Source organism: Pseudoxanthomonas sp. LjRoot206 (genome assembly GCF_056175725.1).
On sequence record NZ_JBGFFI010000003.1, the window covers coordinates 703,111 to 717,932 of the forward strand.

General features: G+C 67.3%; 13 protein-coding genes. 8 read left to right on the forward strand and 5 right to left on the reverse strand.

All coding sequences use genetic code 11. The features are described from left to right. Positions 1-143 precede the first annotated feature (143 nt). From AC04MD_RS12470 to AC04MD_RS12485, 4 genes are all read right to left on the reverse strand, one after another. Positions 144-1,841 (reverse strand): N-acyl-D-amino-acid deacylase family protein, encoded by a 1,698-nt coding sequence (locus AC04MD_RS12470; RefSeq protein WP_475497572.1) that lies wholly within the window; start codon positions 1,839-1,841, stop codon positions 144-146. Positions 1,842-1,859: 18 nt separating this feature from the next. Continuing rightward, positions 1,860-3,131: a peptide MFS transporter gene (locus AC04MD_RS12475; RefSeq protein WP_475497573.1), complete on the reverse strand. Its 1,272-nt coding sequence runs from the start codon at positions 3,129-3,131 to the stop codon at positions 1,860-1,862. Continuing rightward, positions 3,128-4,129, reverse strand: a complete 1,002-nt coding sequence (locus AC04MD_RS12480) for a dipeptide epimerase (RefSeq protein WP_475497574.1) — start codon at positions 4,127-4,129, stop codon at positions 3,128-3,130. The genes AC04MD_RS12475 and AC04MD_RS12480 overlap by 4 nt, the downstream gene beginning before the upstream one ends. 68 nt (positions 4,130-4,197) lie before the next feature. After that, entirely contained in the window at positions 4,198-6,216 is a 2,019-nt protein-coding gene (locus AC04MD_RS12485) for a serine hydrolase domain-containing protein (RefSeq protein WP_475497575.1), read from the reverse strand. Positions 6,217-6,459: 243 nt separating this feature from the next. Here AC04MD_RS12485 and AC04MD_RS12490 point away from each other — a divergent pair, with 243 nt between their 5' ends. Further along, the gene (locus tag AC04MD_RS12490; protein ID WP_475497576.1) at positions 6,460-7,197 is read left to right on the forward strand and encodes a helix-turn-helix domain-containing protein; all 738 of its coding nucleotides are present in this window, start codon (positions 6,460-6,462) and stop codon (positions 7,195-7,197) included. Between the two features lie 51 nt (positions 7,198-7,248). Here AC04MD_RS12490 and AC04MD_RS12495 read toward each other — a convergent pair whose 3' ends face one another. Beyond that, on the reverse strand, positions 7,249-7,536 hold the full coding sequence (locus AC04MD_RS12495; RefSeq protein WP_475497577.1) for a hypothetical protein: 288 nt from the start codon (positions 7,534-7,536) through the stop codon (positions 7,249-7,251). 240 nt (positions 7,537-7,776) lie between these two features. Between AC04MD_RS12495 and AC04MD_RS12500 the strand changes: the two genes are divergently transcribed. Genes AC04MD_RS12500 through AC04MD_RS12530 form a run of 7 tightly spaced genes read left to right on the forward strand, consistent with a single transcriptional unit; the run spans position 7,777 to position 14,187 of the window. Beyond that, the gene (locus AC04MD_RS12500; protein WP_475497578.1) at positions 7,777-8,439 is read left to right on the forward strand and encodes a thermostable hemolysin; all 663 of its coding nucleotides are present in this window, start codon (positions 7,777-7,779) and stop codon (positions 8,437-8,439) included. Then, positions 8,436-9,938, forward strand: coding sequence for an AMP-binding protein (locus tag AC04MD_RS12505; RefSeq protein ID WP_475497579.1), 1,503 nt, complete (start codon positions 8,436-8,438; stop codon positions 9,936-9,938). The genes AC04MD_RS12500 and AC04MD_RS12505 overlap by 4 nt, the downstream gene beginning before the upstream one ends. Beyond that, complete coding sequence (locus AC04MD_RS12510) at positions 9,935-10,609, forward strand: TenA family transcriptional regulator (protein ID WP_475497580.1); 675 nt, start codon at positions 9,935-9,937, stop codon at positions 10,607-10,609. The genes AC04MD_RS12505 and AC04MD_RS12510 overlap by 4 nt, the downstream gene beginning before the upstream one ends. Further along, positions 10,609-11,448 (forward strand): SDR family oxidoreductase, encoded by an 840-nt coding sequence (locus tag AC04MD_RS12515; RefSeq protein ID WP_475497581.1) that lies wholly within the window; start codon positions 10,609-10,611, stop codon positions 11,446-11,448. Before AC04MD_RS12510 ends, AC04MD_RS12515 begins: the two co-directional genes overlap by 1 nt. Further along, positions 11,429-12,094, forward strand: coding sequence for a tetratricopeptide repeat protein (locus AC04MD_RS12520; protein ID WP_475497582.1), 666 nt, complete (start codon positions 11,429-11,431; stop codon positions 12,092-12,094). The genes AC04MD_RS12515 and AC04MD_RS12520 overlap by 20 nt, the downstream gene beginning before the upstream one ends. Before the next feature lie 24 nt (positions 12,095-12,118). Continuing rightward, on the forward strand, positions 12,119-12,793 hold the full coding sequence (locus tag AC04MD_RS12525; protein WP_475497583.1) for a response regulator: 675 nt from the start codon (positions 12,119-12,121) through the stop codon (positions 12,791-12,793). Positions 12,794-12,810: 17 nt separating this feature from the next. Continuing rightward, positions 12,811-14,187, forward strand: coding sequence for an ATP-binding protein (locus tag AC04MD_RS12530; protein ID WP_475497707.1), 1,377 nt, complete (start codon positions 12,811-12,813; stop codon positions 14,185-14,187). Positions 14,188-14,822 lie beyond the last annotated feature (635 nt).

The window sequence follows — 14,822 nt, forward strand, 5'->3', positions numbered from 1 at the left end:
TGTTCTCCCGGGGCGACAAGAAGGTCTGCGGTGGTCTGGACGCTGTCCCGGCCCCCGGCCGGATCGTGCAGCGATATCCTGATCAGGGATAATGATCCTAATCAGAGAATTGTCAACACAAACGGAGAACCGTCGACGAACGGCTAGTCGGCCTTGCCGGACCAGCCCGGTCCGCGCACGACACGGCCCGGCGTCGCACCGGTGTGCTCGCCTTGGCGCAGCACCTGCACGCCGTTGACGAAGGCCTCGCTGACACCGGTCGCGTACTGCTGCGGTTTGTCGTAGGTCGCACGGTCGGCGATGGTGGCCGGATCGAACACCACGATGTCGGCGTAGCAGCCTGCCTGCAGGCAGCCGCGATCCTTGAGCTTCCAGTTCGCGGCCGGCAGGCCGGTCAGGCGATGGATGCCCTCTTCCAGCGGCATCAGCCCGCGGTCGCGCACGTAATGGCCGAGGAAGCGCGCGACGTTGCCGTAGGCGCGCGGATGCGTGCTCGACTTCAGGAAGACGCCTTCCGGCGCCGACGACTCGGCATCCGAGCCCAGGCTGACCCACGGCTGCTTCAGGCCGAGCTCGATGTTCTCCTCGCTCATCAGGAAGTAGGCGGTGCCGATGCGGTGGTTGTCCTCGATGATCAGGTCGATCGCCGTGTCTTCCACCGGCGTGCCGCGTTCGCGCGCGATCGCCGCCAGCGTCTTGCCGCCGAGCGGCTTCAGCGCATCGCTCTTGAACTCGATCAGCAGCAGCCGCTCGTCCGACCCGGCGAGCAGGCGCAGGTTCTCCCACGGTACGTCGGGGTCGCGCATCTCCTTGATCACGCGCGCACGCGTGGCCGGATCCTTGAGGCGCTGGATCATGGCGTCGTGCCCGCCGGCCTGCACCCACGGCGGCAGGCTGGCGGTCAGTCCGGTGGCTCCGGCGGTATACACGTACATGTCGGCGCTGACCTGCAGGCCTGCGTCGCGAGCGGCATTGATGCGGTCGATCGCCTGCTGCATCTTCGGCCAGTTCTTCTCGCCGGCGGCCTTCAGGTGATAGGCCTCGGCGCGCTGGCCGGTGGCGCGGGCGATCGAGACGGTCTCGTCGATCGCTTCGAGGAAGCGGTCCGCTTCGCTGCGCATGTGCGAGATGTAGCCGCCGCCGGATTCGCCGGCCGCTTTCGCCAGCGCCACCAGTTCGCCGGTCTCGGCGAAGGCCGCAGGCGGATAGATCAGCGAACTGCCGACGCCGAGCGCGCCTTCTCGCATCGCCTGCCGCACGACGTCCTGCATGCGCGCCAGCTGTTCCGGGGTGGGATCGACATCCTCCTCGCCCAGTTCGTGGATGCGCACCGTGGTGGCGCCGACGAACGAGGCGACGTTGGGCGTGACGCCGCGCTGTTGCAGGTGTTCCAGGTAGCCGCCCAGCGTGGTCCACGGAATGTCGTAGCGGATGTCGAACTGCTGCTTCAGTGCGTCCGCCTTCATGCGCGGGTTGACCGGTCCCATCGACCAGCCTTCGCCGAAGATCTCCAGCGTCACGCCCTGCTTGGTGTCGCTGATGCCGCGGCCGTCGGCGATGAGTGACTCCGTCGCCCAGCTCAGCACGTTGATGAAGCCGGGCGCCACCGCCATGCCCTTCGCGTCGAGCACCTGCGCGGCGTCGGCCTGTTGGCCGGCCGGCAGCAGCGCGACGATGCGGTCGCCACGCACGCCGACGTCGACGCGCTGCGGTGCGGCGCCGCTGCCGTCGTAGACCACGCCGTTGCGGATCAGCAGGTCGTAGTGTTCTGCAGGCGCTGACAGCGCCGGACCGGACGCGGACAGCGCGAGGAACAGCAAGGTGGGCGTGAGTCGCGGCATGTCGGATCTCCGTCGGGATCAGGGCAAGGAGCGGATCGGGCGGTCCAGCCGCCACAGCAGGATCGCGGCGACGACAGCGAGCCCCGCGAGCAGCAGGAAGAAGCCGGCATGGCTGGTCTTCGACCACAGCGTGCCAACCAGGCCGGCCAGCAGGCTGCCACTGAAGACCGCCAGGAACCAGGACGCCACGGTGGTCGCGCCCAGCCGCGGCGGCGCCAGCTTCGCAAACAGGCCGAGGCCCGTCGGCAGGATGTACAGCTCGCCGAGCGTGAGCACGACGAAGAACAGCACCAGCCATCCCCAGCCGATGCGGGCATCGCCCGACCAGGCGCTCAACGTCGCCAGCAATACGTAGGCCGCCGCGACGATCAGCGCGCCGATCGCCATGCGCGACGCGGGCGAGGTGTCGCGGCCGGCGTCCGCGCGTCGTCGCCAGTGCAGCAGCAGCAGCGGCGTCATGCTGATGACCAGCAGCGGATTGAGCGACTGGAACCACGTCATCGGGATGGTGAAGCCGGCCACCACGCGGTCCACGCCGGTGTCGATCAGCAGCGGCAGCGTGTTGCCGACCTGTTCGTAGGCGCCGCGGAAGATCGTGGCCGCGATGCCGACGCCGAGCAGCAGCCACCACACGGTGTACGACGACGTCGTTCGCATGGGAGATGCCGCGGGTGCAACCGACAGCCGCGACGGCTCCGGCGGCAGGTACTGGCGGCCGAAAACGTAGATCATCAGACCCAGGAACATGCCGATGCCCGCCGCACCGAAACCGTAATGCCAGCCGTGCAGCTCGCCCAGCGTGCCGCAGACCAGCGGCGCGAGGAAACCGCCGATATTGAGCCCGACGTAGTAGACGTTGTAGGCGCGGCCGCGGCGCGGATCGTCGGCGGCGTAGAGGTCGTTGATCTGGCTGGGCAGGCTGGGCAGGAACAGGCCGTTGCCGAGCGCGATGGTCGCCAGCGCGACATAGAACATCGGTTCGAATGCCATCACGAAATGCCCGAAGGCCATGATGGTGCCGCCGAGGATCACCGCATTGCGCTTGCCGAGCCAGCGGTCGGCGATGGCCCCGCCGATGATGGGCGTGAAGTACGCCATCGCCGTGTAGGTGCCATAGATGAAGGACGCCTTCTCCTGCGCGAACAGCAGCTGCTTGGTCATGTAGTAGACCAGCAGCGTGCGCATGCCGTAGTAGGAGAACAGCTCCCACATGTTGGTCAGGAACAGGATGGTCAGCCCGCGGGGCTGGCCGAACCAGGTCTTCTCCTGCGCGCCTACCGATGCATTCATGCGCTCGTCTTCGGCCCCCATACCTCGTCGCCACAGTGGATCAGGCCGTCCTCGTAGCGCACCGACGGTGTGCGGTCGCGGACCAGGAACACCGGACCGTCGAGATCGACGACGTCGCAGTACTGCCCCAGCACGAATGCCGGCGCCGCGGCGAGGCTGGTGCCGGCCATGTTGCCGACCATGACGCGCTTGCCGAGCTCGCGCGCGCGCCGCGCCATCATCAGGCCCTCGGTCAGACCGCCGCACTTGTCCAGCTTGATGTTGATCACGTCGAAGCGGTGGTGCCGCGCTTCCAGTTCCGAGAGGTCGAGGATGCTTTCGTCCGCCGCGAACGGCAGCGCACGCTCGATGCCGTCGAGTTCGTGTTCGCTGCCACGCACGCAAGGCTGTTCCAGCAGAGATACCCGCGCGTCGACCAGCACGGGCAGCAGCGCCGGCAGCGTCGCACCCGTGTAGCCCTGGTTGGCGTCGACGCCGATCCATGGGTCCGGACACCGCGCGCGTACCGCGCGCACGCGCGCCGCGTCGAGCGCCGCGTCGCCGGTCAGCTTCAACTTCAGCGCGCGGGCGCCTGCGTACGCGGCCGCGCGATCCGCCATCACATCGGGCGCATCGGCGCCCACGGTGAACGTGGTCAGCAGCGGCGACACGCTTGGCAGTCCCGCGAGTTCCCACACCGGCAGCCCGGCGCGCTGCGATTCCAGCTCCCACAGCGCGCAATCCAGTGCATTGCGCGCACCACCCGGCGGCAGCAGCGAACGCAGCGTGTCGCGGTCCAGCCCAGCTTCGATGCGCGGACGCAGGGCTTCCAGCGTCGCCAGCATCGTCTCGGGATGATCGTTGTTGTAGTAGACGCCGGCGGCTTCTCCGCGACCGATGTGCGGACCGTCGCGCAGCGTCACCACCGTCGCCGGCATCGCCTCGAACACGTGCCCCGAGATGCGGAACGGCGCGGACAGCGGCAGGGGTTCGTTGTGCAGCTGGAGTTCGACGGGCACGGCAGCCTCGCGCGCGTGGACGGAGCGGGAAGGACGGCCGACGGCGGAGGCCGCCGGCCGCAGGAGGATCAGTAGTTCGCGCCGAAGCCGATGACGTGGTGGGCGAAGCCGATCCACAGCAGGAACAGGCAGGCCAGCGCCAGCAGCAGCGCCCACAGCTTGGCCAGCCACTTGCGGCGGCCACGCAGCACGTGCCACGCGTTCCAGACCGCGATGCCGGCGCCGAGCGGCAGCGCCACGGTGGCGAACAGGCGCATCGCGATGATCAGGCCGTCCGTGCTCGGGCTGGTCATTTCCAGCTTGCTCAACATGCCGACCACCAGGCCCAGCGCTGCGGCCGTCGCCAGCAGCGACAGCAACGCACCGATGCGGACCAGCCGGTGCGCGCGTGCATCGATGCCGTCCAGCGCGTAGCGAACGCCGTAGTAGCGGCGCACCAGCGCCGACACCGGCCACGCGATCACCGTCAGCAGCAGCACCGCCAGGCTGGTGACCAGCAGCGGCATCGACAGCGCGCGCCAGGTCGACAGCCGCTCGAACACCATGATCGGTGCGTACGGCTCCATGCTGAAACGCGTGACCTTGCCGTCGACCACATCGGCAGCCAGGCGATCGGTGCTGGCGGTGTCCTGCCACACGTACGGCGCGATCTCGCGCCACTTCTTCGGCGCGCCGCCGACACCCATCGCGGCGGTCACGCTGATGGTGCCGTCCTCGTTGGCGACGACCTTGATCGGGCCCAGCAGGTTGGCCAACGACACGAAGTTGCTGTCGGGACGACGGCTGCTGGTGTAGGTGCCGGCGAGCTGCGCTGCGTGCTGCTGGGCGACCTCCTTCGACACGCCTGCCGGCGTGGCCGGCGTACCCGGCAGGTAGCGGTCGGCAAAGCCACGCGACAAGGCGTAGCGGATATGACCAGTGGCGCCATCGCGGCCGGAACTGTTCATCGACACGAACAGGCCGATGCCGTCGTCCAGGAACAGCTGCAGGTCGCTGTGGAACCATTGGGTGTCGCCGCCGTGCGAGATCGCGCGGTGGCCGTTCACCGAGGTCTCGTAGAAGCCGAGCATCATCCGGTTCAGCGGACCGACCGAGGCCTGCCCGGTCGAATGCATCTTCTCCGCGGTGGCCGCATCGAGGATGCGCGCCTCGCCGAAAGCGCCGTCCTGCAGGTGCGCGATCATGAAACGCGCCATGTCCGGACCGGTCGCGGCGAGGCTGCCGGCAGGCGCCAGGCTGATGAACTCGTAGTCCTTGGGCTCGCCTTCCGAGGCTTTGGCGTAGCCCTTCGACATGTTCGCCAGCAGCGCCGGCGCCAGCGGCTGGCGAAAGCTGGAATGCTTCATGCCGAGCGGCCCGAAGATATGGCCGTCGATGTAGTCGTCGAAGGATTCGCCGGACACGCGTTCGACGATGTAGCCGGCCAGCGCGGTGGCGTAGTTGGAATACGCCGGCGTGGCGCCCGGCACGTGGATGCGTTCCGGCGTCCAGTGCTTCAGCGCATCGCCGAGCGGGGTGATCTCGTCCTGCTTCGCCGTGATCAGGCCGCGGATCTGTTCTTCCATGCCGGTGGTGTGCGTCATCACCTGGCGCAGCGTCACCGGCTTACCGTCGCGGGCGGGAATTTCGAAGTCGATGTACTGGTTGACGTCGGCATCGAGGTCGAGCTTGCCGGCCTGCACCAGTTGCATCACCGCGGTCCAGGTGAACAGCTTGGAGACCGAGCCGGGCCGGAACAGCGTGGTGTCCGGATCGACCGGCGCGCGCGTGGCGAGGTCGGCGTAGCCGTAGCCTTTCTGAAGCAGCACCTGCCCGTCCTTGACCACGACGACCACCGCACCGGCGATGTCGCCGTTGGCCAGGGCATAAGGCAGGAAGCCGTCGAGCCATGCGCCGACGTCCTCGCGGGTCAGTACCGGTGCACCTGCGGGCGCTTCGACCGCGGCGGGCGCGGCGGCGACCGGTGTGGTGGCGACGGGGGCAGGCGGTACGGCGGTGGGCGGCACGGCGGCGTCTTGCGCCAGCAGCGGCAGGGCCACCAGCGCGGTCAGCATGCCGCCGCACAGGATCTGATGAATCGCACGCATCGAACGATCTCCCGACTGCAACGATGGAACGGAGGGCCGGTCCGCGCCGGACGGCGCGATGGCGGATATATCCTGATTCGGCGATAATGATCCTAATCAGAGAATTGTCAACCCGTGCCGGACGTCACGCACAGGCGGCACTCGAACCGCCCGCCCCTTCCCGCGACCGTGCCGGAAGGCGATCATGCCGACGTGCTGGATACGCCAGCAGTAGCGCACGGGGCCCCAGGAGATCCCGCACGGATGACGTCACAACACCCCACCATCGGCGGCCTGCTGCGCTCCCTGCGCGCACGCAAGGGATGGACGCTCAAGCAGATGAGCGAGCACGCCGGCATCCCGCTCTCGACGCTGTCCAAGGTCGAGCACGACCGCCTGACGCTGACCTACGACAAGCTGCTGCAACTGGCGCAGCGCCTGCAGCTGCGCATGTCGGAGCTGTTCGCCGAGGACGTGGAGACGGTGGAGCCGCCGGTCACCGCGCGCCGCAGCATCGGCCGCATCGAGGACGCGATCCGCGTCACCACGCCCAACTACGACTACTTCTACCTGTGCCCGGAACTGCGCCGCAAGCGCATGATCCCGGTGCTGACGCGCGTACGTGCGAAGACCATCGAAGAGTTCGGCGAGCTGGTCCACCACTCCGGCGAGGAATACATCCACGTGCTGGAAGGCCGGATGGAAGTCCACACCGAGTTCTATGACCCGATCGTGCTGGAACCCGGCCAGTCGGTCTACATCGACTCCAACATGGGCCACGCCTACATCGCCGCCGAAGGCTGCGACGAGGTGCTGCTGCTCGGCGTCTGCTCCAGTTCGGACGAACAGCTGCTGGAGTCGCTGATGACGCTGCATGGCGAGGAAAGCGCCGCCCAGCAGCGCAAGGCGCAACGACTGGCACCGCCACCTGCCGCGCCGGTGAAGGTATCCAAGACGACGAAGGCCGCGGGCAAGAAGACCGCGGCGAAGAAGAAGTCCTGAAAGAACAAGGGCTCCCGATGGGAGCCCTCGTCCGTTCCGGCGTCCGCCCGATCAGAAGCGGTAGCTCAGCCCCAGGTTCACGCCACGACCGTAACGGTAGTAGCCCTGCGACAGCAGCGGGTTGCCGTTGATACTGTAGGTCTGCGCTTCGTCCAGCAGGTTGCGGCCTTCCAGCGAGACGCTGAAGCGGTCGTTGAACTGGTAGGACACGTGCGCGGTGAGCCCGGTGATCGCATAGGCCTGCTCGTTGTAGCCTTCGCCCAGCACGTTGATGGCGGTGACAAAGCCATCGGTGCGGTCGGCGGTGGCGCCGATCGACCAGGTGCCCTTCTCGTACATCAACCCAGCGGGTAGACCGCCGCAGTTCCACGAACGCACGCCGCGCTGCACGAGCCGCACTATGGCGCAGCGCCATACGCACGGGACTCGAGGCACGCTGATGTGCGACGCCCCGGTTCCGGCACCGTTCATGGATAAGGCCACGGCCTGCCCGAATTTACGGATTCGTTCCACGAATCTAATACTCGGATAACTTCGCGCTAATCGAGCCTTAATTGTGCGCCTCCAGCATGCCCTCCCATGCACTGGATACGCCCCCACATCGAACTTGCCCCGTTTCCCGGCCGCTTCGCCCGCGTCGCCCTTTATGGTCCCGAAGACGATGGCAGAGCGGCCGTGGAGGCCTTCATCTCCACGGTCTACTTCACGCGTTACCACGCGCGACTGCGCGGTTTCCTGCCCCACCTGCTGGCGTACTACGACGACCAGAACCGCCTGATGGCAGCCGTGGGCCTTCGGTCGGCGGACGAGGGGCGACTGTTCTGTGAGCAGTACCTGGCCTCACCCGTCGAAACGGTCATGGCGCAGCGAGGAATCGCACGGGCTGCGCGTACTGACATCGTCGAGTTCGGCAACTTCGCTGCGGTAACGCCGGGAACCGCGCGCGAACTGATCCTGCAGGTCACCTGCATGCTGTCCGCCGCGCGACGTCCCTGGGTTGTGTTCGTCGCCACGCAGCAGTTGCGCAACGCCTTCCGGCGCCTGCACCTGTCGCCGATCGAACTGGCCGCCGCCAGCGCGGAACACCTGGTCGATCAGGACAGCGACTGGGGGGACTACTACGCTTCCCAGCCGCGCCTGATGTGCGGCAACGTCGCGCACGGCAAGGCGTACTTGCATGGAGCACGTGCGATGGACGCGCATGCCGATCGGCATTCCCCCTGCCTGGCGGCGATGTCATGAACCGCCTCCTCGACACGCGCCTCGGTGCGCTGCTGACCGATCATCCGGCGCGCCTGATCACCTCGCACGGCACAGTGGACGATCGCTCGCTGGCCGCACGCATCGAGCGTGCGGCCGAATGGCTGCTGCGCTCGGGTCTGAACCGGGTAGCCAGCCGGCTGGACAACGGAGACGGCTGGTGCGTGCTGGATCTCGCGGTGCGGCGCATCGGCGGCGTCCATATCCCGTTGCCCACCTTCTTTTCCGACGTCCAGGTGCGGCATGCGTTGTCCAGCAGCGGCGCGCAGTGCGTGATCACCGCGATGCAGGCGGACATTCCCGCAGGTGCCGAGGCGCTGGTGGGATTCCTCGATGAGGACCGTCTTGCGTGCTGGCGTGTCGCGCGCACGTCGCAGGCCCCGGCGTTGCCGCCCGGTACGGCCTGCATCACCTACACCTCCGGCACGACCGGCCAGCCGAAGGGCGTATGCCTTGACGCGGCCACACTGATGGAGGTCGCGAACTCCCTGGTCGGGGCATCGTCCGCGATATCGCCGCGCCGCCATCTGTGCCTCATGCCCCTGTCGACGCTGCTCGAGAATGTCGCCGGACTTTACGCCACACTGCTGGCGGGCGCGGAAATCGCGTTGCCTTCGCTGGCGGAGATCGGTTACACGGGCGCGACCGGCCTGCACGTACCCACGCTCCTGCAGTGCCTCCATCGCTACCGGCCCGAGAGCGTGATCCTGGTGCCCCAGTTGTTGCTGGCCCTGGTGATGGCAGCGGAACAGGGTGCGACGCTGCCGGCGAGCCTGCGGTACATCGCGGTAGGCGGCGGACGCGTGGGCCCGTCGTTGATGGCACGCGCGCAAGCGCTCGGACTCCCTGTTTTCGAAGGTTACGGCCTGACCGAATGCGGCTCCGTCGTTGCGTTGAATCGGCCGGGTGCAGTCCGTGCAGGGAGCGTGGGACAGGTATTGCCCCATGCCCGCGTCCTGATCGTGGATGGCGAGATCTGCGTGCATGGCGTCAAGGCACTCGGTTACCTCGGCGATACGGCGTTGCCGGACGGCCCGGTCCGCACCGGCGATCTCGGCCATCTGGATGCCGATGGCTTCCTGTACGTCACCGGTCGGCGCAAGAACGTCTTCATCACCGCGTTCGGGAGGAACGTCTCGCCCGAGTGGGTGGAGAGCGAACTGCTGGCGCATCCGGCCATCGCGCAGGCGATCGTGTGGGGCGAAGGTCGGGCCGACAATGTGGCGGTGCTGGTCCCGCGGCGTCCCGATGCGGACGACGAAGCACTCGCGCACGCGATCGCCAAGGTCAATTCTGGCTTGCCCGACTACGCACAGATCTCACGGATGGTGCGCGCGGCCGCGGCTTTCACCACCGCCGATGGACTGCTGACCGCGAACGGACGTCCTCGCCGCGATGCAGTCCTCGCCCGGTATGCCGCCGAGATCGACGCCAGCTACGAGCACCCTCCCCTGTTCTCCTTGCCCGGAGTTACCGCATGAGCTTCCATGACGAGCTACTGGCTCAAACCGCGCGCGAGCGCGAAGCCCTTGTTTCGATCCCGATCATCCAGTCGGCGCTGTCGGGCCGCATCCTGCGCGACGACTATGTCGCCTTCCTGGGACAGGCGTTCCACCATGTGCGCCACACCGTCCCGCTGCTGATGGCATGCGGCGCCCGCCTGCCCGCCCGCCTGGAATGGCTGCGCACCGCCGTGGGCGAGTACATCGAGGAGGAAATGGGGCATCACGAATGGGTGCTGGACGATATCGCGGCCTGCGGCGAGGACCGCGACGTGGCCGAGCATTCCGCTCCCTCGCTCGCGACGGAGCTGATGGTGAGCTACGCCTACGACACCATCCACCGCGGAAATCCGGTGGGCTTCTTCGGCATGGTGCTGGTCCTGGAAGGCACCAGCGTGGCGCTGGCCACCCGTGCGGCCAACACATTGCAGACATCGCTGGACCTGCCACGCAACGCGTTCAGCTATCTCCTGTCGCACGGCGATCTCGACATCGAGCACGTGGGTTTTTTCAAGCGCCTGATGGACCGGCTGGACGATGAAGACGATCGTGCGGCGGTCGTCCATGCGGCGCGACGCTTCTACGTGCTGTATGGCGACATCTTCCGGACGTTGCGCCCCGATGGCGTCCGCCTTGCGGAGGCAGCGTAATGAAACTGATCGGCCGGACCGTCGTCGTGACGGGCGCCAGCGGCGGCATCGGCGCGCCCCTGTGTGCGGCCCTGATCGAGGCAGGGGCATGCGTGCTGGCGGTCGGGCGCGACGAGTCGAAGCTTCGTCCGCTCGCCCGGCACGTGCCCGACGGTGCGCTGCAGTGGGTGGCGGCCGATGTGGTAACGCCCGATGGCCAGGCGCGAATCCTGGAGGCAGCGAAGGCCATGCGTCCCGCGCCCTCTGCACTGGTCATTGCGCACGCTCAAGGTGCCTTCGGCCTGTTCGAGGAACAGGATCCGGAGTCCATGGGTCGCCTGGTGCAGACCAACCTGATCGCGCCCATGCAGCTGATCAGGCTTCTGCTGCCCACGCTGAAGATGCAGGAGCAGGCTGCGGTGGCGGTCGTGGGCTCGACGTTCGGCAGCCTGGCGTTCCCGGGATTCGCGAGCTACAGCGCCAGCAAGTTCGGACTGCGCGGCCTGACCGAAGCGCTGGCGCGGGAATACGCGGATTCTCCGGTGCGATTCCAGTACCTGTCACCGCGCGCCACCCGCACGCCCTTCAATAGCGCAGCGGTCGATGCGCTGAACGAAGAACTCAAGGTCGCCAGCGATGCGCCCGCCGACGTTGCACGTCAATTGGTGCAGGCATTGGAGAAAGGCGTACCGCGCCTGCAACTCGGTTGGCCGGAAAAACTGTTCGCCCGCCTCAACGGTCTGGTGCCCGGCCTGGTCGACCGAAGCCTGCGCGCGAACCTGCCCGTCATCCAGCGCCATGCCCGACGACCACGCCCCCCTTTCCAGGAGAACCCACGTCATGAAACGCTCGCACGGTAAGACCATGTTCTATCTCATCCTGCTGTCCACGCTGGTCCTGGTTGGAGTCGCCTTCGCGGCCGAGCCGGCGGCACCCTCCGTCGTCCAATTGCGCGATCGCTGGGCACAGATCAACTACCAGCTGCCCAAGCCACAGCGCGAATCGGCCTTCGAGGACTTGGCGCGACAAGCCGAGAAGACCCGCCTGGCGCACGCGCGCGACGCCGATGCATTGATCTGGGAAGGCATCGTGCTGTCGTCACTGGCCGGTGAGAAGGGTGGCGTAGGCGCGCTGGGCCTGGTGAAGCGCGCACGCGCCGACTTCGAAGCCGCCCTCAAGATCGATCCGAATGCACTCGATGGCGCCGCCTATACGAGCCTGGGCGCGCTCTACTACCAGGTGCCGGGCTGGCCCATCGGCTTCGGCGACGACGACAAGGCGCTCAGCCTGCTGCGCAAGGGACTGGCGGTCGACCCGAATGGCATCGATGCGAACTATTTCTACGCCGATTTCCTGCGCGACCAGAAAGACTGGGCAGGCGCGAAGACCGCCTACCAGAGAGCCCTCGCCGCGCCCGCGCGTCCGGGACGCGAAGTGGCCGATGCCGGCCGGCGCCATGAAGCGGAGGCTCGCCTGAAGGAAGTCGCTGCCCATCTTGCGCACTGAGAATGCGCCCACCAGACTGGCAGCATGCGCATCCTTCTGGTGGAAGACGATCTGTCCCTGGGCGAAGGCATCTGCGCCGCGCTGCGGCGCGGTGCCTTCGCGGTCGACTGGGTGCAGGATGGCGCCAGCGGTCTGGCCGCCGTCCGTGACGGCGAGTTCGACCTGGCGATTCTCGACCTTGGCCTGCCTCGCATGGATGGCATCGACGTGATCCGGCAAATCAGAGGTCTGGGGCACAGCGTTCCCATCCTCGTACTCAGTGCGCGTGAGCGGCCGTCGGACCGGACCCTCGGACTGGACGTCGGCGCGGACGACTACCTCGGCAAGCCTTTCGATACGGCCGAGCTGCTCGCGCGCGTGCGGGCGCTGATGCGGCGCAGCGCCGGCCGCGCCCGGCCCAATCTCGAAGCGGGCGCCTTGCGCCTCGACCCGGCGACCCTGACCGCCACCTGGCGCGGCCGCGCGCTCGACCTGACCCGGCGCGAATTCGCGCTGCTGCGCCTGCTGATGGAGCAGCGTGGCCGTCCCATGGCACGCGATGCGATCCAGCAGCATCTGTACGGCTGGAACGAGGACGTGGCCAGCAACGCCGTGGATGTGCACGTGCATGCGCTCCGCCGCAAGCTCGAGCCTGGCGTGATCCGGACCGTGCGCGGGATAGGGTATGCGCTTGGGGAGCCCGGGGATCCCATGCCATGAGATCCATCCGCGCCACGCTGCTGTTCACTCTGCTGAGCACGCTCATCGTACTGATGGCCGCCGCCGGCTGGCTCAGTTACCGCGCGGGTCTCCAGGAAGCGGGCGAGATGTTCGATGCAAGGCTCGTCCAGTCCACGCGCGTACTCGTGAGCCTGGTGGATGAGCCGCTGAGTGATCTGAACGACTTTCCCGGCGAGCCCATCGTGCTGAAAGGGTGGCATGGGCGGGCGGAAGGCGTGGGCGAAGCGCTCGCCTTCCGGGATGGCCACGCTTACGAAAACAAGCTGGCCTTCCAAGTGTGGGATGCGCAGGGGCATCTGCTGCTGCGATCGGACAGCGCCCCCTCCACACCCTTGGCTGAGCGTGTCTCCGGCTATGCCGATGTGGTAATCGAGGAAGCGGCCTGGCGCGCCTTCACGCTGCGGTCGCCGGAGGGGCGCTGGTTCCAGTCCGCCGAACGCTCGGATATCCGCGATGAGCTGGCGGCCGATATCGCCGAGGGCACGCTGCTGCCGCTGCTGCTCTCGCTTCCGTTGATGGCGCTGCTGATCTGGGCGAGCGTCGCACTGGCGACCCGATCGCTGCGCCGGCTCTCGGCCGAGATCGGCGAGCGCGATCCCGAGCGCCTGTCTCCGCTCGATCCTGCGCGCGTGCCGCGCGAGACGCGCGGACTGGTGGATGCCATCAACGGGCTGCTGCGCCGGCTCAATGCGGCGCTCGTGCGCGAACGGCATTTCGTCGCCGATGCCGCGCATGAACTCCGCACGCCGATCAGTGCCCTCAAGGTCCATGCGGACAACGCACGGCTTTCCGCGGGAGCACTGGAGCGGGAATCGGCGCAGGCGCTGCTAGCCGGCAGTATCGAGAGGATCGAGCGCCTGGTTGGTCAGTTGCTCTCATTGAGTCGGGCGGAGAATATCGGCAGCCTGCGGGAACGCAAGCCTCTGCGGTTGGACGCGCTGGTGCTCAGCGAGTCGGAAGAGCTCCGGGCGCTGGCGGAACGCAAGCAGCAGTCGATGACGCTGGACCTGCATGATGCGCTCGTCGATGGCGACGAACTGGCAATGAGCCTGCTCGTGCGCAATGTGCTCGAGAACGCTGTGCGCTACACGCCGGTCGGCGGGTCCATCCGTGTCTCCGTCTGGACGACGGATACCGTCGTCGTGTGCGACGTCGAGGATTCCGGTCCGGGCATTCCAGAGGCGGACTACCCGCGTGTCTTTGATCGTTTCTATCGACAGCTCGGCAGTGGCCAGGAAGGAAGCGGGTTGGGGCTGGCCATCGCCCAGGAGGTCGTGCTCGCGCATGACGGCCTCATTCGCCTCGACCGGTCCCAGGATCTGAAAGGCCTGAAAGTGACGTTCGAACTTCCGCGAAAAGACCGCTCGCCCTGATGACGGAGACGGCGGCGGGGCGCGCAAAGCCGGCGCATCGCGGCTTGGCCGCTGCACTTGGCTGACGACTCCTGCCGCAGGAATGAGGAAAAAAGCGTGGCGCGTGCGGGTCGAACCCGCTCCAGAGAGGCTATGAGCGAATTGCGAGCGGGTAAAACCCGCTTTGGAGCGGCTTCGCGCGAACTGCGAGCGGGAAAAAGTGGCTTTGGAGAGGCTCGGCGTGAATCGGGAGAGGGAGACCGGCCTCTCTAGAGCGGCTTCGCGCGAAACCGGAGCGGGAAAAAGTCTCTCGAGAGAGGCGATCCGGTGAAACGAGAGCGGGAAAAAGCCTCTCGAGAGAGGCTTCAAGCGAATCGGGAGCGGCAACGCAGCCTCTCGAAAGAGACTTCGCGCGAACCGCGCCAAGGGAAAAGCCGCTCGGAAGAGGGAAAAACCCGCTCTCCGCTCCGGCTGCGATCTTCCATCGACCCGCGTTCGAGCGGGATGGAGCTCGGCCATGTCCCCGCCAAGTCGCCGGGCACGGGGCATCCGTCGGCTTGTTGGCCGGACGCGGCAGCCCTAAGATCGGGCGGCATCAAGGGGACAGCCACCATGCGGCGTGCTGTGGACAAACCGTACACCCGGACCTCGGGATC